Annotated in this window: 15 protein-coding genes; 3 read left to right on the forward strand and 12 right to left on the reverse strand. The window is 58.7% G+C overall.

Translation table 11 applies throughout. From position 1 onward, the window contains the following. Positions 1–158 precede the first annotated feature (158 nt). From sucD to sdhC, 9 genes are all read right to left on the reverse strand, one after another. Positions 159–1,040, reverse strand: coding sequence for a succinate--CoA ligase subunit alpha (gene sucD / locus AC07OP_RS29435; RefSeq protein ID WP_003172813.1), 882 nt, complete (start codon positions 1,038–1,040; stop codon positions 159–161). Continuing rightward, the gene (gene sucC / locus AC07OP_RS29440) at positions 1,040–2,206 is read right to left on the reverse strand and encodes an ADP-forming succinate--CoA ligase subunit beta (RefSeq protein ID WP_003233235.1); all 1,167 of its coding nucleotides are present in this window, start codon (positions 2,204–2,206) and stop codon (positions 1,040–1,042) included. The genes sucD and sucC overlap by 1 nt, the downstream gene beginning before the upstream one ends. A gap of 204 nt (positions 2,207–2,410) precedes the next feature. After that, entirely contained in the window at positions 2,411–3,847 is a 1,437-nt protein-coding gene (gene lpdA / locus AC07OP_RS29445; RefSeq protein ID WP_027607060.1) for a dihydrolipoyl dehydrogenase, read from the reverse strand. A gap of 101 nt (positions 3,848–3,948) precedes the next feature. Continuing rightward, positions 3,949–5,172 carry a 2-oxoglutarate dehydrogenase complex dihydrolipoyllysine-residue succinyltransferase gene (odhB, locus tag AC07OP_RS29450; RefSeq protein ID WP_092490345.1) on the reverse strand — a complete coding sequence of 408 codons (1,224 nt, stop codon included), beginning with the start codon at positions 5,170–5,172 and terminating at the stop codon, positions 3,949–3,951. A gap of 44 nt (positions 5,173–5,216) precedes the next feature. Beyond that, on the reverse strand, positions 5,217–8,048 hold the full coding sequence (locus tag AC07OP_RS29455) for a 2-oxoglutarate dehydrogenase E1 component (RefSeq protein ID WP_495101309.1): 2,832 nt from the start codon (positions 8,046–8,048) through the stop codon (positions 5,217–5,219). A gap of 261 nt (positions 8,049–8,309) precedes the next feature. Further along, complete coding sequence (locus AC07OP_RS29460) at positions 8,310–9,014, reverse strand: succinate dehydrogenase iron-sulfur subunit (RefSeq protein ID WP_003172807.1); 705 nt, start codon at positions 9,012–9,014, stop codon at positions 8,310–8,312. 11 nt (positions 9,015–9,025) lie between these two features. Further along, on the reverse strand, positions 9,026–10,798 hold the full coding sequence (gene sdhA / locus AC07OP_RS29465) for a succinate dehydrogenase flavoprotein subunit (RefSeq protein WP_027607057.1): 1,773 nt from the start codon (positions 10,796–10,798) through the stop codon (positions 9,026–9,028). A 3-nt stretch (positions 10,799–10,801) separates the two neighbouring features. Continuing rightward, positions 10,802–11,170, reverse strand: coding sequence for a succinate dehydrogenase, hydrophobic membrane anchor protein (sdhD, locus tag AC07OP_RS29470; protein ID WP_003172805.1), 369 nt, complete (start codon positions 11,168–11,170; stop codon positions 10,802–10,804). Continuing rightward, positions 11,164–11,538, reverse strand: a complete 375-nt coding sequence (gene sdhC / locus AC07OP_RS29475; protein WP_003172804.1) for a succinate dehydrogenase, cytochrome b556 subunit — start codon at positions 11,536–11,538, stop codon at positions 11,164–11,166. The genes sdhD and sdhC overlap by 7 nt, the downstream gene beginning before the upstream one ends. A gap of 365 nt (positions 11,539–11,903) precedes the next feature. Here sdhC and gltA point away from each other — a divergent pair, with 365 nt between their 5' ends. From gltA to AC07OP_RS29490, 3 genes are all read left to right on the forward strand, one after another. Continuing rightward, entirely contained in the window at positions 11,904–13,193 is a 1,290-nt protein-coding gene (gene gltA / locus AC07OP_RS29480) for a citrate synthase (RefSeq protein WP_027607056.1), read from the forward strand. 304 nt (positions 13,194–13,497) lie between these two features. After that, positions 13,498–15,021, forward strand: a complete 1,524-nt coding sequence (locus AC07OP_RS29485; protein ID WP_115488111.1) for a T6SS phospholipase effector Tle1-like catalytic domain-containing protein — start codon at positions 13,498–13,500, stop codon at positions 15,019–15,021. A gap of 40 nt (positions 15,022–15,061) precedes the next feature. Then, a complete protein-coding gene (locus AC07OP_RS29490) occupies positions 15,062–15,739 on the forward strand; it encodes a hypothetical protein (protein ID WP_141157154.1) in 678 nt (225 codons plus the stop codon). Positions 15,740–15,788: 49 nt separating this feature from the next. Here AC07OP_RS29490 and AC07OP_RS29495 read toward each other — a convergent pair whose 3' ends face one another. The 3 genes from AC07OP_RS29495 to AC07OP_RS29505 all read right to left on the reverse strand — a co-directional run bounded on the left by AC07OP_RS29495 (position 15,789) and on the right by AC07OP_RS29505 (position 18,869). Continuing rightward, entirely contained in the window at positions 15,789–17,447 is a 1,659-nt protein-coding gene (locus AC07OP_RS29495; protein ID WP_027607055.1) for a cation acetate symporter, read from the reverse strand. After that, positions 17,444–17,755 carry a DUF485 domain-containing protein gene (locus tag AC07OP_RS29500; RefSeq protein ID WP_027607054.1) on the reverse strand — a complete coding sequence of 104 codons (312 nt, stop codon included), beginning with the start codon at positions 17,753–17,755 and terminating at the stop codon, positions 17,444–17,446. The genes AC07OP_RS29495 and AC07OP_RS29500 overlap by 4 nt, the downstream gene beginning before the upstream one ends. 262 nt (positions 17,756–18,017) lie before the next feature. Further along, positions 18,018–18,869 carry a glycine betaine ABC transporter substrate-binding protein gene (locus AC07OP_RS29505; protein WP_495101308.1) on the reverse strand — a complete coding sequence of 284 codons (852 nt, stop codon included), beginning with the start codon at positions 18,867–18,869 and terminating at the stop codon, positions 18,018–18,020. Between the last annotated feature and the right edge of the window lie 280 nt (positions 18,870–19,149).

Consider the following 19,149-nt stretch of genomic DNA (forward strand, 5'->3'; position numbering starts at 1 on the left):
AGCCTGTAAACCATGTCCCCGGTTAGAAATGTAAACGATGTCCCCGGTTTGTACCGGGGCAAGCCCCCTCCCACATTTGAATCGTCAACAATCTGCAGAATGCACAAAGGCCACCCGAAGGTGGCCTTTGCTGGTAAAGCGTCAGCTAAGCGCGAGGCTTACTTGACAGCCCAACCGGTCAGCTCGGCCAAGGCCTTGCCGATGTCTGCCAGCGAACGCACGGTTTTAACGCCTGCGTCTTGCAGTGCAGCGAATTTCTCGTCTGCAGTGCCTTTGCCGCCAGAGATGATTGCGCCCGCATGGCCCATGCGCTTGCCCGCAGGGGCAGTCACACCAGCGATGTAGGAAACAACCGGCTTGGTTACGTGTGCCTTGATGTAGGCAGCCGCTTCTTCTTCAGCCGAACCGCCGATCTCACCGATCATCACGATCGCTTCGGTCTTCGGGTCTTCCTGGAACAGCTTCAGGATATCGATGAAGTTGGAGCCTGGGATCGGGTCACCGCCGATGCCGACGCAAGTCGACTGACCGAAACCGGCGTCAGTAGTTTGCTTCACAGCTTCGTAGGTCAGGGTGCCGGAACGGGAAACGATACCGACTTTACCTGGCAAGTGAATGTGACCTGGCATGATGCCGATCTTGCATTCGCCTGGAGTGATCACGCCTGGGCAGTTAGGGCCGATCAGGACTACACCCAGCTCGTCGCACTTAACTTTAGCGTCCAGCATGTCCAGGGTAGGAATGCCTTCGGTGATGCACACGATCAGCTTGATGCCGCCGAATGCCGCTTCCAGGATCGAGTCCTTGCAGAAAGGAGCTGGAACGTAGATCACGCTGGCGGTGGCGCCAGTGGCAGCTACAGCGTCTTTCACGGTGTTGAACACTGGCAGGCCCAGGTGCTCGGTGCCGCCTTTGCCCGGTGTTACGCCGCCAACCATCTTGGTGCCGTATTCGATGGCTTGCTGGGTGTGGAAACTACCTTGCGAACCGGTAATACCCTGGCAGATAACTTTGGTGTCTTTATTGATCAGGACGCTCATTATTTGCCCTCCGCAGCTTTGACAACTTGTTGAGCAGCGTCGGTCAGGCTGGTAGCCGCGATGATGTTCAAACCGCTTTCTGCCAGTACTTTAGCGCCCAGTTCAGCGTTGTTGCCTTCAAGGCGAACAACAACCGGGATTTTAACGCCGACTTCTTTCACTGCACCGATGATGCCTTCGGCAATCATGTCGCAACGAACGATGCCGCCGAAGATGTTGACCAGTACTGCAGCGACGTTGGAGTCGGACAGGATGATCTTGAAGGCTTCGGTTACGCGTTCTTTGGTAGCACCACCGCCTACGTCGAGGAAGTTGGCTGGTTTGCCGCCATGCAGGTTGACGATGTCCATGGTACCCATGGCCAGGCCGGCACCGTTGACCATGCAACCGATGTTACCTTCCAGGGCTACGTAGTTCAGTTCGAACTTGGCAGCGTGCGCTTCGCGCGGATCGTCCTGGGACGGATCGTGGAAAGTCTTCAGCTTAGGCTGACGGTACATAGCGTTGGCGTCGATGTTGATCTTGGCGTCGAGGCAGTGCAGATCGCCGTCAGCCTTGATCACCAGCGGGTTCACTTCCAGCAGGGCCAGATCGTGATCCTGGAACAGTTTGGCCAGACCTACGAAGATCTTGGCGAACTGGGCAACTTGCTTGCCTTCCAGGCCCAGCTGGAAAGCCAGCTCGCGACCCTGGAATGGCTGGGCGCCAACCAGTGGGTCGATAGTGGCTTTCAGAATTTTTTCTGGGGTTTCGTGAGCGATCTTCTCGATGTCCACGCCACCTTCGGTGGAAGCCATGAACACGATGCGACGGCTCGAACGGTCAACGACAGCGCCCAGGTACAGCTCTTTAGCGATATCAGTGCACGATTCAACCAGGATCTTGGTGACTGGCTGGCCATTGGCATCAGTCTGGTAAGTCACCAGACGCTTGCCCAGCCACTGCTGTGCGAAGGCCTTGGCGTCTTCTTTGCTGCGAACCAGCTTAACGCCGCCCGCTTTACCGCGACCACCAGCGTGGACCTGGGCTTTGACAACCCACTCGGTGCCGCCGATTTTGTCGCAAGCTTCTGCTGCTGCTTCCGGGGTGTCTACTGCGTAGCCCTTGGAAACTGGCAGGCCGTATTCAGCGAACAGCTGCTTACCCTGATACTCGTGAAGATTCATGCTTTTTACCGTCTTCGTTAGGTACTGCGCATTCGGCGCTGCGCTCATTATGAGTGCCGCGCCACCTGTGACTGCTGCTTGCGCAACTTGCGGGGCTCAAGGCCCGTAAAGCTGCGCAAGACTGCGTCCAGCGGATATTCCGCGGTGAGTCTTGCGCGCAAGGCTCACGACGGGCAACTCCGCCGTGGTTTCTTATTATCTCGCTTAGCGCTTCTTCTTGTTGGCGATGTGGATGGCATGGCCATTCACTGCCAACGCGGCTTCGTGCAGCGCTTCGGACAGGGTCGGATGGGAGAAGACCATCATGCCGATGTCCTCGGCACTGGTGCCGAATTCCATACCGATCGCGCCCTGCTGAACCAGTTCTGCTGCGCCTGGGCCAATCACGTGGACGCCCAATACGCGGTCAGTCTTGGCATCAGCGATGACTTTGACAAAACCACCGGTGTCGTTGGCTGCCATGGCACGGCCAGAAGCGGCGAACGGGAAGGTGCCGACGTTAACTTCAACGCCTTCAGCTTTCAACTGCTGTTCGTTCTTGCCGACCCATGCAATTTCCGGGTGGGTGTAGATAACCGATGGGATCAGGTCGTAGTTCATCTGGGTCTTGTGACCCTTGATGCGCTCGACGACCATGATGCCTTCTTCGGAAGCCTTGTGCGCGAGCATCATGCCGCGAACCACGTCGCCAATGGCGTAGACGCCCGGAACGGTGGTAGCGCAGTGATCGTCAACGTGGATGAAGCCACGCTCGTCGATGTTCACGCCGCTGTCGGAAGCCAGCAGGTCGGTGGTCACTGGACGGCGACCAACGGCCACGATCAGCTTGTCGAACGTGATGGTCTGTTCGCCATCCTTGTCGGTGTAGGTCACAACGACTTCTTCGCCGTTAACCTTAGAGCCGGTCACGCGAGCGCCCAGCTTGATGTCCAGACCTTGTTTGGTCAGGGTTTTCAGCGCTTCCTTGGATACCGCGGTGTCGGCAGCCAGCAGGAACGTGTCCAGGGCTTCCAGCACGGTCACTTCGGAACCCAGGCGGGACCAGACCGAACCCAGTTCCAGGCCGATGACGCCAGCGCCGATCACGCCCAGGCGTTTAGGCACGGCCTGGAATTCCAGGGCGCCGGTCGAATCAACGATCACGTTCTGGTCAACCGGAGCCGGTGGAATGTCGATTGGACGCGAACCTGGGGCCAGGATCACGTTCTCGGCTTCGATGACTTCTACCGAACCGTCCGGCTTGGTGATTTCAACTTTCTTGCCGGCCAGCAGCTTGCCGTGGCCTTGCAGGGAAGTCACGCCGTTGGCCTTGAACAAGGTCGCAACGCCGGAAGTCAGGCCTTTGACGATGTTGGCTTTACGGCCGACCATTGCTGGCACGTCCATGGTCACGCCGGCATGGTTGATGCCGTGGATCGCGAAGCCGTCCTGGGCTTCGTGGAATTTCCAGGAGCTGTCCAGCAGCGCCTTGGACGGAATGCAACCGACGTTCAGGCAAGTACCGCCCAGTGCCAGTTTGCCTTCCTTGTCGGTGTATTTTTCGATGCAAGCAGTCGAGAGGCCCAGTTGTGCGGCCTTGATGGCGGCAACGTAGCCGCCAGGACCCGCACCAATCACTACAACGTCAAATTTCTGCGACATGAAAATAGTTCCTCTATTTAGCAGCAAGCTTTCAAGCCGCAAGCCCCAAGCCCAACTGCCTTATCCGGCAATCTGTCACTTGAAGCCTGCAGCTGCTTCTATCAGATATCCAGCAGCAGACGAGCCGGGTCTTCCAGCAGGTTCTTGATGGTCACCAGGAAAGTCACGGCTTCTTTACCATCGATCAGGCGGTGATCGTAAGACAGCGCCAGGTACATCATTGGGCGGATCACGACTTGGCCGTTGATGGCCATCGGACGCTGGATGATGTTGTGCATGCCAAGGATCGCGGCTTGTGGTGGGTTAACGATCGGCGTCGACATCATCGAACCGAAGGTACCACCGTTGGTGATGGTGAAGGTACCACCGGTCATCTCGTCGATGGTCAGCTTGCCGTCACGGGCTTTCTTGCCGAAGCCGGCGATGCCGCCTTCGATTTCGGCCAAGCTCATCAGTTCGGCGTTACGCAGGACCGGAACCACCAGGCCACGGTCGCTGGACACGGCAACGCCGACGTCTGCATAACCGTGGTAAACGATGTCGCCGCCGTCGATGGAAGCGTTGACTGCCGGGAAGCGTTTCAGCGCTTCGGTGGCCGCTTTCACGAAGAACGACATGAAGCCCAGGCGCACGCCGTTGTGGGACTTCTCGAACAGATCCTTGTACTTCGAACGCAGGGCCATGACTTCGGTCATGTCGACTTCGTTGAAAGTGGTCAGCATCGCCATGTTCGACTGTGCTTCAACCAGGCGCTTGGCCACGGTGGCACGCACGCGGGTCATCGGTACACGCTTCTCGGTGCGGTCGCCGGCAGCGAACACAGGCGCAGCGGCAGCCGGGGCAGCAGCCTTGGCAGGCGCGGCAGCCGGAGCGTTTTTCTTGGCTTCAACAGCAGCGACCACGTCTTCCTTGGTCACACGGCCGTCTTTGCCGGTGCCTTTGATGGACGCCAGGTTGATGCCGTTTTCTTCAGCCAACTGGCGAGCAGCCGGTGCAGCGATTGGATCTTCTGCGCCAGCAGCCGGAGCGGCAGCAGGTGCCGAAGCGGCGGCCGGTGCAGCAGCGGCAGCAGGAGCAGCGGCAGCGCTGCCCTCTTCGATCGAGCCCAGTACCTGGTTCGACAGAACGGTGGCGCCCTCTTCGGCAACGATTGCGCCCAGCACGCCGTCAGCTTCGGCCAACACTTCCAGCACGACTTTGTCGGTCTCGATGTCGACGATCAGGTCGTCACGCTTGACGGCCTCACCTGGTTTCTTGTGCCAGGTGGCAACGGTGCCATCGGCAACCGATTCCGGGAATGACGGGGCTTTGATTTCGATAGCCATTATCTGTGGGTCCTTAAAATTCGGTTTCAGTCAGCGCGAAGGCGTTAAACAGTGAAAGCATCTTGCAGCAGTTTTTCCTGCTGCTCGGCGTGCATCGACGCATAACCACACGCAGGTGCAGCGGAAGCATCACGGCCGGCGTACTCCAGGCCCAGGGCCTTGTTGTGGTTACCGATGCTGCGACGCAGGTGATGCTGGCTGCTGTACCACGCGCCCTGGTTCATCGGCTCTTCCTGACACCACACCACGTTAGTGAGGTTGGTGTAAGGCGCGATGGCCTCCATCAGGTCGTCTTCCGGGAACGGATAAAGCTGCTCGATACGCACGATGGCGATGTCTTCGCGGCCTTCGGCACGGCGTTTTTCCAGCAGGTCGTAGTAGACCTTGCCGCTGCACAGCACCAGGCGAGTCACCTTGGCCGGGGCCAGCGTGTCGATTTCTGGAATAACGGTCTGGAACGAGCCATCCGCCAGATCTTCCAGGGTCGAGATGGCCAGTTTGTGACGCAGCAGCGACTTCGGCGTCAGCACGACCAGCGGCTTGCGCAGCGGGCGGATTACCTGGCGACGCAGCAAGTGGTAGATCTGTGCCGGGGTGGTCGGCACGCACACCTGGATGTTGTGCTCGGCGCACAGTTGCAGGTAACGCTCCAGACGGGCCGAGGAGTGCTCAGGGCCCTGACCTTCATAGCCATGTGGCAGCAGCATGGTCAGACCGCACAGGCGACCCCACTTGTGCTCGCCGCTGGTGATGAACTGGTCGATAACCACTTGGGCGCCGTTGGCGAAGTCGCCGAACTGGGCTTCCCAGATCACCAGCGCATTCGGCGTGGTGGTCGAGTAACCGTATTCGAACGCCAGTACCGCTTCTTCGGACAGGAACGAATCGTACAGGTCGAAACGTGGCTGGCCTTCGTAGAGGTGCTTCAGCGGAACGTAGGTGCTTGCGTCTTTCTGGTTGTGCAGAACCGCGTGACGGTGCGAGAACGTACCACGGCCGATGTCCTGGCCAGTCATGCGGATCGGGTGACCTTCGAACGCCAGGGTCGCGTACGCCATGGTTTCGGCGTAACCCCAGTTGATCGGCAGGCCGCCGGCTTGCATCTTCTGACGGTCTTCGTAGATCTTCGCAACCTGGCGCTGCACCACGAAGCCTTCCGGAATTTCCAGCAGCTTGGCGGACAGTTCCTGCAGGGTCTTCAGATCGAACGAGGTGTCGTGACGCGCCGTCCAGGTGTGACCCAGGTACGGACGCCAGTCAACGAACAGCTCTTTGTTCGGCTCCTTGACCAGGCTTTTTACGACATGCAGACCATTGTCCAGCGCGTTGCGGTATTCATCGATCTTCGCCTGAACACGTTCATCGTCAACGATACCGGCCTTGGTCAGGCTTTCGGCATACAGCTCACGGGTGGTGCGCTGCTTGGTGATCTGCTGGTACATCAACGGCTGGGTGCCGCTTGGTTCGTCGGCTTCGTTGTGACCGCGGCGGCGGTAGCAAACCAGGTCGATCACTACGTCACGCTTGAATTGCATGCGGTAGTCGACAGCCAGTTGGGTCACGAACAGCACGGCCTCCGGATCATCGCCATTCACATGGAGGATCGGCGCCTGGATCATCTTGGCAACGTCGGTGGCGTACTCGGTGGAACGCGCGTCCAACGGGTTGCTGATGGTGAAGCCAACCTGGTTGTTGATGACGATGTGAACGGTACCGCCGGTCTTGAAGCCGCGGGTCTGCGACATCTGGAACGTTTCCAGGACCACACCTTGACCGGCGAATGCCGCGTCACCGTGGATGGAAATCGGCAGGACCTTTTCACCGGTAGTGTCGTTACGACGATCCTGGCGAGCACGGACCGAACCCTCGACCACTGGGGAAACGATTTCCAGGTGGGATGGGTTGAACGCCATGGCCAGGTGAACTTCACCGCCGGTGGTCATCACGTTGGACGAGAAGCCCTGGTGGTATTTAACGTCACCGGAACCCAGCTCGACCTTCTTCTTGCCTTCGAACTCGTCGAACAGCTCACGCGGGTTCTTGCCGAAGGTGTTGACCAACACGTTCAAGCGACCACGGTGGGCCATGCCGATCACGATTTCCTTGGTGCCGTAGGAACCGGAACGCTGGATCAGCTCGTCGAGCATCGGAATCAGGCTCTCGCCGCCTTCCAGGCCGAAACGCTTGGTGCCCGGGTATTTGGTACCCAGGTATTTTTCCAGGCCCTCGGCTGCGGTCACGCGCTCAAGCAGGTGGCTGCGCACGTCGGCGGACAATACCGGACGGCCACGCACGCCTTCCAGGCGATGCTGGAACCAGTGGCGTTGCTCGGAATCGGTGATGTGCGTGAACTCAGCGCCGATGGTGCGGCAATATGTCTGCTGCAATGCTTCGTGAATTTCGCGTAGGCTCGCTTCCTCTTTGCCGATGAACAGGTCGCCGGCACGGAAGGTCGTATCAAGATCGGCATTGGTCAAGCCGTAATGATTGATCGACAGGTCTGCAGGTGCAGGACGCTGCCACAGCCCCAGCGGGTCAAGCTGGGCTGCCTGGTGGCCACGCATACGGTAGGCCTGGATCAGTCGCAGTACTTCAACTTGCTTCTTCTCGTGCTCACTGCTCACGCTGCCGGCGGAAACCGGTTGGGCGCGGCGCTGGTTCTTTGCCAGCAGCACGAACTGATCGCGAATTGTTGCGTGCGATACATCGGTGGCAGCGTTGCCGTCTGAAGACAACGTCTGAAATTTGGTGCGCCATTCTTCTGGCACAGCGTTAGGGTCGTGCAGGTAGAGCTCATAAAGCTCTTCCACATAGGCAGCGTTACCACCTGAAAGATAGCCGCTGTTCCACATGCGCTGCATCACGCTTTCTTGCATGCTTGGTCACCCTCGATTTGGGGACACCACCGGCGAAAACACCGAGTTTGCTTGCAAAAGGCCAAGTGCAGCGACCAAAACAAGCCACTTAGGATCACGCTGATAGTTCGGGTACCAACCCGAATGCCCCTGCTTGTCTCATTTCTTCAAAATAAGAGCTGCGGCTTTGTAAGTCGCTGCTCAAGTTAAAACTACGGCGCCGGTTGAAGCCTGCGCCGTAGCATTTACGGGCACAACGGTCCTGCTTTGTTACAACGTCAGTTACACACCGCTTTGCAGCAGCATGTTACGGATGTGACCAATGGCCTTAGTCGGGTTCAGGCCTTTAGGACATACGTTGACGCAGTTCATGATCCCGCGGCAGCGGAATACGCTGAACGGGTCATCCAGCGAAGCCAGACGCTCGGACGTCTTGGTGTCACGGCTGTCTGCCAGGAAGCGATACGCTTGCAGCAGGGCAGCAGGACCCAGGAACTTGTCCGGGTTCCACCAGAAGGACGGGCACGAGGTCGAGCAGCAAGCGCACAGGATGCACTCGTACAGACCGTCGAGCTTTTCACGCTCTTCCGGGGACTGCAGACGCTCGATGGCCGGAGCCGGCGTGTCGTTCTGCAGGAACGGCTTAACTTTCTCGTATTGCTTGTAGAAGATGCTCATATCGACGACCAGGTCACGGATAACCGGCAAACCTGGCAGAGGACGAACGATCAGCTTGTTGCCTTTGACAACGGCGGACAGCGGCGTAATGCACGCCAGGCCGTTTTTGCCGTTGATGTTCATGCCGTCGGAACCGCACACACCTTCACGGCAAGAGCGACGATAGGAGAAACCTTCGTCCTGCTCTTTGATCAGTGCCAATACATCCAGCACCATCAGGTCTTTACCACCGGTATCGACCTGGAACTCCTGCATGAACGGCGCAGCGTCCTGATCAGGGTTGTAGCGATAAACACTGACTTTCAACATGGCAGCCACCCTTAGTAAGTCCGAATCTTCGGTTCAAACGTCGGAACCGTCTTCGGCGAGAAGTTCACGGCACGCTTGGTTACGCGCTTGTCACCCGGGAAGTACAGGGTGTGGCACAACCAGTTTTCGTCATCGCGATCTTCAAAGTCTTCACGAGCGTGGGCACCACGGGATTCCTTACGAACCTCGGCGGCGATCGCAGTCGCTTCAGCCACTTCCAGCAGGTTTTGCAGTTCAAGGGCTTCGATACGAGCGGTGTTGAACGCCTGGCTCTTATCGTTGATCTTGACGTTGGCGATGCGCTTGCGCAGATCGGCCAGCTGGGCAATACCCTTCTGCATGTATTCGCCGGTACGGAATACACCGAAGTAGTTCTGCATGCAGCTTTGCAGCTCGCGACGCAGGGTTGCCACGTCTTCGCCATCAGTGCGCTCGTTCAGAGCGTTCAGGCGCGCCAGGGCGGCCTCGATGTTGGCGTCGGTGGCGTCATCGTATTCGATGCCGTCGGTCAGGGCTTTTTCCAGGTGCAGGCCTGCCGCGCGGCCGAATACCACCAGGTCGAGCAGCGAGTTGCCGCCCAGGCGGTTGGCACCGTGTACCGATACGCAGGCCACTTCGCCTACCGCGAACAGACCGTGGATGATCTCGTCCACGCCTTCGGCGTTCTGGGTGATCGCCTGGCCATGAATGTTGGTCGGAACACCGCCCATCATGTAGTGGCAGGTTGGAACAACCGGAACCGGAGCAACCACCGGGTCCACGTGGGCAAAGGTCTTGGACAGTTCACAGATACCCGGCAGGCGGCTGTGCAGCACTTCTTCACCCAGGTGATCCAGCTTCAGCAGTACGTGGTCGCCATTCGGGCCACAGCCGTTACCGGCGATGATTTCCTTGACCATCGAACGGGCAACGACGTCACGACCCGCCAGGTCTTTCGCGTTCGGAGCATAACGCTCCATGAAACGCTCGCCGTGCTTGTTGATCAGGTAACCACCTTCACCACGGCAACCTTCGGTGACCAGTACACCGGCGCCGGCGATGCCGGTCGGGTGGAACTGCCACATTTCGATGTCCTGCACCGGCACGCCGGCACGCAGTGCCATGCCGACGCCGTCACCGGTGTTGATCAGGGCATTGGTGGTGGAAGCGTAGATACGACCTGCACCGCCGGTCGCCAGAACGGTAGCCTTGGCGCGGATGTAGGTGGTTTCACCGGTTTCGATGCAGATGGCGATCACGCCAACGAATGCACCGTCGGCGTTCTTCACCAGATCCACTGCGTAGTATTCGTTCAGGAACGTGGTGCCGGCTTTCAGGTTGCCCTGATAAAGGGTGTGCAGCAGCGCGTGACCGGTACGGTCGGACGCGGCGCAGGTACGGGCAGCCTGGCCGCCTTTACCGTAGTCCTTCGACTGGCCGCCGAATGGACGCTGGTAGATGCGACCCTGTTCGGTACGGGAGAACGGCAGACCCATGTGGTCCAGCTCGAACACCGCGGCCGGGCCTTCCTGACACATGTATTCGATAGCGTCCTGGTCACCGATGTAGTCGGAACCCTTGACGGTATCGTACATGTGCCAGCGCCAGTCATCATTCGGGTCGGCGGACGCGATGGCGCAGGTGATGCCACCCTGGGCCGATACGGTGTGGGAGCGAGTCGGGAATACCTTGGTGATCACGGCAGTCTTGTGACCGCCTTGGGCCAGCTGCAGCGCTGCGCGCATGCCGGCACCGCCGCCACCAATAATGATGGCGTCGAAGGAAATAGTTGGAATGTTAGCCATGAATCAGATACCCCAAAGAATCTGCACACCCCAGACGAAGTAAGCGAACATCGCGACGCCGCATACTGCCTGGAAGAGGAAACGGACTGCGGTCGCGGACTTGCCCAGCGCCATCGGCGTCAGGTAGTCGGTCGCGATGGTCCACATGCCGACCCAGGCGTGAGCGCCCAGGGCTACAAGGGCCAGCAGGCTGAAGATTCGCATCGCATTGTGGGAAAACAGCCCGTGCCATTGCTCGTAGCCAATGCCCGGGTTTGCGACGAGGTATCCGATCAGGAAAATGAAATAAGCCGCGAGAACGACCGCAGACACACGCTGCGCCATCCAGTCATAGAGGCCCGAACGCGATAGGTTCGTAACGCTGGTTACCATATCCAAACTCCTGCCAGAACGATCAGCACCACGGAAATGGCGATGATGATTTTCGAGCCCAGGCGGCCGCCTTCCAGCGTCTCACCGATGCCCATGTCCATGATCAAGTGGCGCACACCGGCTACCAGGTGATACAGCAGAGCGGACAGGAGGCCCCATGCTACGAACTTGGCCAGCGGGCTGGTCAAGCATGCCTTCACCTCGGCGTATCCTTCCTCGGAACCCAGGGATTTGCTCAATGCATAAAGCATGATGCCCAAGCCCAGGAACAGGATGATGCCGGAAACACGGTGCAGGAACGACGTAACGCCGGTGATGGGGAGTTTGATGGTCCTTAGGTCTAGGTTTACAGGTCGTTGGCTATTCACGGCTTTTTTTCACACTGAAGAGCCCCTAACAATCAGGGCAAAGTTGTTGGGGAGTGCGACTGGTCAGGTAAGCACCACCCAGGGAGTGCGACCCCCAATGAAAGCAAGCCCAAAAGCCCTTGGCGGTCGGTGGCCGAGTATAGACAGTTAGGTTACTAATGACAACGCGCGCACCTCACCCTAATAGCGGATTGCGCTGGCGGGATAAAAGGCGTAAATGGCAGGCAATTTCGAGGAAAAAGTCCGGTTAAAGCCTTCTGGGGCAAGACTTTAGGCAAATTGACATCTGAATTTATCTCACTATAGTGGTGCGGGCCCTGCGTGGGGGGTCTGTCTGATGATTTGAAGCATAAATAGGAGGCCACATGGCTGACAAAAAAGCGCAGTTGATCATCGAGGGCGCAGCCCCCGTCGAGCTGCCCATTTTAACCGGCACCGTTGGTCCCGATGTTATCGACGTACGGGGCCTGACGGCCACGGGCCGTTTCACTTTCGACCCAGGCTTCATGTCGACCGCCTCTTGCGAGTCGAAGATCACCTATATCGACGGCGACAATGGCATCCTGCTGCACCGGGGCTACCCGATCGAGCAACTGGCGGAAAAATCGGACTATCTGGAAACCTGCTACCTGCTGCTAAATGGCGAATTGCCAACAGCCGAGCAAAAAGCCCAGTTCGTCAGCACCGTGAAGAACCACACCATGGTTCACGAACAGTTGAAGACCTTCTTCAACGGCTTCCGTCGCGACGCCCACCCGATGGCGGTCATGTGCGGCGTGGTCGGCGCCCTGTCGGCCTTCTATCACGACTCCCTCGACATCAATAACCCGCAGCATCGCGAAATTTCCGCGATCCGCCTGGTTGCCAAGATGCCGACCCTGGCCGCAATGGTTTACAAGTACTCCATGGGCCAACCCATGATGTACCCGCGCAACGACCTGACGTACGCGGAAAACTTCCTGCACATGATGTTCAACACCCCGTGCGAGATCAAACCGATCAGCCCGGTGCTGGCCAAGGCAATGGACCGGATCTTCATCCTCCACGCCGACCACGAGCAAAACGCCTCGACGTCCACCGTGCGCCTGGCAGGCTCTTCGGGTGCCAACCCGTTCGCCTGTATCGCCGCCGGCATCGCCGCGCTGTGGGGCCCTGCCCACGGCGGTGCGAACGAAGCCGTATTGACCATGCTCGATGAAATCGGCGATGTGTCCAACATCGACACGTTCATCGCCAAGGCCAAGGACAAAAACGATCCGTTCAAGTTGATGGGCTTCGGTCACCGGGTCTACAAGAACCGCGACCCACGCGCCACCGTCATGAAGCAGACCTGCGACGAAGTGCTGAAGGAACTGGGCATCAACAACGATCCGCAACTCGAACTGGCCATGCGCCTGGAAGAGATCGCCCTGACCGACCCGTACTTCATCGAACGCTCGCTGTACCCGAACGTCGACTTCTACTCGGGGATCATCCTCAAGGCGATCGGCATTCCAACCAGCATGTTCACCGTGATCTTCGCCCTGGCGCGGACCGTGGGCTGGATCTCCCACTGGAAAGAAATGCTCTCCAGCCCGTACAAGATTGGCCGTCCACGCCAGCTGTACACCGGCTACGAGTCGCGTGACATTACCAAGCTGGAAGATCGCAAGTAAGCAATCAGCCGCTTAGCTGCACTGAACAAGGCCTCCTCTGGAGGCCTTGTTCGTTTTGCCGCAGCGACCATGCCTGCAACGACACATCCCAATCGGTAGCGAGCAACTCGAACGCCGCCGCCCCCGGTATTTGCCGGCGCGACTTGACGCCTCCCCGGTACTGATCTTGAATCCAGCGTACCGCTAGGTATCCGTAGTCAGCGCTCACTTTCCGGCCGATGTGCCCCGCGCTGCCCTCTGCATGCAGCCAAACCCGTCGCCGGGTTTCTTGAACTGGCTCCTGCTTGCAGGTAAAGGATTTGCCATGGCTAATCTGGTGATTTGCTGCGACGGTACCTGGAATACCCCCGACCAACTCGATCAGGGCATCCCCGCCCCCACCAACGTGGTGCGACTGTTTAACGCCCTGGCCGACTTCGACGCCCAGGGCGTCGCGCAAACCAAATACTATCACCCAGGTGTCGGCACCAACGGCAGCTGGTGGGATAAAGCCGTCGGCGGCGGCACCGGCGCCGGCCTTGATAACAACATCATGAGCGCCTACCAGAAGCTCTGTTACTGCTACCAGCCCGGCGATGCGATCTATCTGTTCGGCTTCAGCCGCGGGGCCTACACGGTGCGCAGCCTTGCCGGATTCATCGGCCGCTGCGGGCTGTTGCGGATCGCCGGACTACCGCCAGCAGAGGTCTGGACACGCATTCAGGCGCTGCTCACCTACGGCTACCGACGTAAAACCGAAGAGCGTGGAGACTGGAGCGCCCAGGGCTGGGAATTCCACAACAAGGCCGGCGAACCCATCCCGATTCAGTTCATTGGGGTCTGGGACACCGTTGGCGCGCTGGGCATCCCCGACGACATGGCTTTGCTCAACCTGCTCGACAATCGCGAACGCTACACCTTCCACGACACCACGCTACACCCCTCGGTCAAGCATGCGCGTCACGCACTGGCGATGGACGAACGCCGCGCCTCGTTCCAGCCGACGCTGTGGAACCAGCCATCATCGAAGGACACCGAACTCAAGCAGATCTGGTTTCCCGGCGTGCACTCGGACGTCGGCGGCGGCTATCAAAACTGCGGCCTGGCCGATGGCGCACTGCTGTGGATGCTGGATGAAGCGAGCGCGACGGGCCTGGATTTCGCGGCGGATATTGTCAAGCAGATCAAGCCCGACCTCTACGACACCATGCACGACTCCTGCGACGGCGTGTTCAATGTGCTGGCGACTCAGCCGCGCAGCGTGGCCAACCTCAACACGCAACCGGCACTGTTCCACAGTTCCGCACTGGCGCGGCAGAAAACCCCACCCATCACTCAATCGCCTTACCGCAAAGCGCGCCTGCTGACGCCCCCGACCCCGCTGGTACTGGACATCTCAGCACGCCTGCCGTGGAACGAAACCGGCCTATGGCTCAACGCGGGCACGACGTACACCTTCAGCGCCAGCGGCGAGTGGCTGGACGCTTCGATCGTCTGCGACCCTGATGGCCCAGTTGACAACCATTTCCAACCCGGTGAACTGGCCTACCTGGCCGGCACCGCACTGGGCAAACTGGAAAACTGGTACGGCAAGCTGTTCAACAACAGCGATGCAAACTTTTACTTCACCCGCCGCCACGAGAATTACCCCTGGTTCAGCCTTATCGGCGCCATCACCAACAGCGATGGTGTTGACGCCAAGGGCATCCTGCTGAAACCGGAGTCCTTCCTCATCGGCCACGGCTGCACCTATACGCCCAAACGCTCAGGGTATCTGTATGCCTATGCCAACGACGCGTGGAATTGCTACGGCAATAACAAGGGGCATGTTGCGTTGACGATTCAATAATCCGTGGCTCATCACCCACTCGCTTGAGGGAGTACGCTCCATGACGGATAAACCCGCTGAACAAAAAATGGGCGCCGAGCTGTCTTCGCTGCTCAACTTCATACCCAGCGCTTACTACGACCTGATTGCGCGAGTGTGCCCAGGAATGGCGTTCTGGGTAGCACTGGCCTACAAGATGGATTTCATCATCACGCCCAGCAAACCGAACGCGCTGGCTTCCGGGGCCGATCTGTTCATTCTGATTTTGCTCAGCTACGTATCAGGCATTGTGCTGACCGGCTTCTGTGTCATCTGGGACGCTATATCGATCTTCATCCTGGAGCGCGTGCCCTTCTGCAAGGTATTGAACCTGGACAACGGCGCCACCTTTACCCAGCGCTGGAAGCAGGTCTCCGTGCATATCGATCAGGTGGGCAAAGCAAATGACACCGCCGGCCGCATCCTGGTCAAAGCCATGGCCGAAGTGACACTGTGCCAAAACTTGCTGAGCGGCCTGATCGTGCTCATGTTCATCGGCTTTTTTTCCGACGGCGTAAAATTCTACGCAGTGCAGCCTTACTACCTCTATTACTCGTTCATCGGCGGCGCGCTGTTCCTTGCCATGATGTTTCGCCAAGTGATGTTTCTTGGACGCGTGATGGGCCTGCACGCGCTGTATACCGACAACATTCCCCCGCCAGCTATAACCGTGACCGCCGAAGTAAATCCGCAGCCATAAAAAAATGCCCCGGCCTTTCGACCGGGGCATTCCTTACCCAACAACAAACTTAGTGATTAACCGCCCCACTCGCCCCCAGGCCAGTCTGCGAACGCACAAACTGCGGGAAGTACAGCGCGCGCTCTTTCTCTGCCGCCGCCGACTTGTCGGTGATGGAGAAGAACCAGATACCGATGAACGCAATGATCATCGAGAACAGCGCCGGGTATTCGTACGGGAAGATGGCTTTTTCGTGATGCAGGATCGAGACCCAGATGGTCGGACCCAGGATCATCAGGCCAACGGCACTGATCAGGCCCAGCCAGCCGCCAATCATCGCGCCACGGGTGGTGAGGTTTTTCCAGTACATGGAAAGCAGCAACACCGGGAAGTTGCAGCTGGCGGCAATCGAGAACGCCAGGCCGACCATGAACGCGATGTTCTGGCTTTCGAACAGGATGCCCAGGCCAATCGCCAGCACTGCCAGGGCGATGGTGGTGATCTTCGATACGCGAATCTCATCCTTCTCGTTGGCCTTGCCTTTCTTGATCACGCTGGCGTACAGGTCATGGGACACCGCCGAAGCACCGGCCAGGGTCAAGCCGGCAACCACGGCCAGGATGGTGGCGAAGGCCACCGCCGAGATGAAGCCCAGGAAGATACTGCCACCCACCGCGTTGGCCAGGTGCACCGCCGCCATGTTGTTACCGCCCAGCAAGGCGCCTGCAGCATCCTTGAACGCCGGGTTGGTGCTGACCAGCAGGATCGCGCCAAAACCGATGATAAAGGTCAGGATATAGAAGTAGCCGATGAAGCCAGTGGCATACAGCACGCTCTTCCGCGCTTCCTTGGCATCGCTTACGGTGAAGAAGCGCATCAGGATGTGCGGCAGGCCGGCGGTACCGAACATCAGTGCCAGGCCCAGGGAGAACGCGGAGATCGGGTCTTTCACCAGGCCGCCGGGGCTCATGATCGCTTCACCTTTAGGGTGAACCTTGATCGCCTCGGAGAACAGCGTGTTGAAGTCGAAGTTGACGTGCTTCATCACCATCAGCGCCATGAACGAAGCACCGGACAGCAACAGCACCGCCTTGATGATCTGCACCCAGGTGGTCGCCAGCATGCCGCCGAACAGCACATACAGGCACATCAGGATCCCGACCAGGATCACCGCCACATGGTAGTCGAGGCCGAACAGCAGCTGGATCAGCTTGCCCGCCCCCACCATTTGCGCGATCAGGTAGAACGCCACCACCACCAGGGAACCACAGGCCGACAGGCTGCGGATCTGGGTTTGCCCGAGGCGATAGGACGCCACGTCGGCAAAGGTGTACTTGCCCAGGTTACGCAGGCGCTCGGCGATCAGGAACAGAATGATCGGCCAGCCCACCAGGAAGCCGATCGAGTAGATCAGGCCGTCGTAGCCGGAGGTGAACACCAGTGCGGAAATTCCCAGGAAGGACGCGGCCGACATGTAGTCGCCGGCAATCGCCAGGCCGTTCTGGAAACCGGTGATCTTGCCGCCGGCCGCATAGTAGTCGGCCGCCGACTTGTTGCGCTTGGAAGCCCAGTAGGTGATGCACAACGTCGCGCCGACAAAGGCCACGAACATCAGGATCGCTGCGATATTCAGCGGTTGTTTGTGCACTTCACCGGTCAATGCATCCGCCGCCCACACCGCAGGAGCGAAGACCGAAGCGCCGAATACTGCCAATAGACGACGGATCATTGCGCAGCCTCCTTGAGAATCGCATTGTTCAGGTCGTCGAATTCGCCGTTGGCGCGTCGCACATAGATGCCGGTGAGGACAAAGGCCGACACAATCAGCCCGACCCCGATGGGGATGCCCCAGGTGATGGATGAGCCGGGGCTGAGTTTAGCCCCCAGTACTTGTGGCCCGTAGGCGATCAACAGGATGAATCCGGAGTACAGCCCTAGCATGATCGCCGAGAGAATCCAGGCGAACCTTTCCCTTTTTCTCACCAGCTCCTTGAAACGCGGGCTGTTTTGAATCGAGAGGTAAATGCTGTCGTTCATTGTTTTTATCCTCGCAGCACAGCTTTTTTATTATTGGTACGTATCCACTGTATGCGGCTACGGAACAGGTTCCAGACGACCTTAGTATTAGACGGAGTGTAGCGAGGGATTGAGAGGGCGCAGAAACATTTGCGGGTGACGAAAATAATGTGGGAGGGGGCTTGCTCCCGATAGTGGTGAGCCAGTCAGATCATTGACGACTGACGCACCGCAATCGGGGGCAAGCCCCCTCCCACTGGGGCTGTATCAAGGCATTGGGGAGTTATTTAGCGGTCCACTCGGCAACGCGCTCAGGGTGCTTGGCAACCCACTCCTTGGCCGCTGCATCAGGCTTGGCGCCTTCCTGGATAGCGAGCATGACTTCGCCGATCTCATCCTTGGAGGCCCACTGGAATTTCTTCAGGAACGCCGCGACTTCCGGCGCTTTCTTCTCCAGGCCCTTGCTGCCGATGCTGTTGACGGTTTCAGCAGCACCATAAATCCCTTTTGGATCGTCCAGGAAACGCAGTTTCCACTTGGCGAACATCCAGTGTGGCACCCAGCCGGTGACCGCAATGGATTCCTGCTTGTCTTCGGCACGGGTCAGCTCGGCGATCATCGCCGCACCCGAACTGGCTTGCAGTTTGTAGTCGAGGCCGTACTGCTTGATGGCTTCGTCGGTCTTGAGCATCACGCCTGAACCGGCGTCGATGCCGACGATCTTGTTCTTGAAGGTGGTGTCGGTCTTGAGGTCTTCGATGGACTTGGCCTTGACGTACTCCGGCACGATCAAGCCGATCTTCGCATCCTTGAAGTTAGGGCCGTAGTCGACCACCTTGTCCTTGTTCTTGGTCCAATACTCGCCGTGGGTCACGGGCAGCCAGGCGGAGAGCATGGCATCGAGCTTGCCGGTGGCCACGCCCTGCCACATGATCCCGGTGGCGACCGCTTGCAGTTTGACGTCATAACCGAGCTTTTCCCTGATCACCTCTGCCGCCACATGCGTGGTGGCAACGCTGTCGGACCAGCCATCTACATAACCGATGCTCAGGGTTTTGCTGTCGGCGCTGGCCAGTGTGGAGCTCATCGCAACTACCAGAGTGGCAGCTGCGCCCAAGAGTCGTCGCATCTTCATCGTACTTCCCCGAAAGTGCTGCGCCCGACGGATGTCGAGCGACGTCAACCTGTTGTTATGTGGTGCGCCGCGCCCCCTTCACGCGCATCGATCCGGCTGCTGCGACATCAGTGGAGTGCTGACACCTCGATCATCAACCTGCCGCAGCCTTCGACCTGCTCTGTCAGCGACCTCATGCAAGCAAGAAACGACATCACATCGCCAGTAGGACTTTTTGTAGGATTTAACCCCACGATCCCGCCTGAACTTTGCATGTCAAAATTATGCAGCCCCACTGGGA

This window comes from Pseudomonas sp. GW821-FHT09D08 (assembly GCF_059416305.1).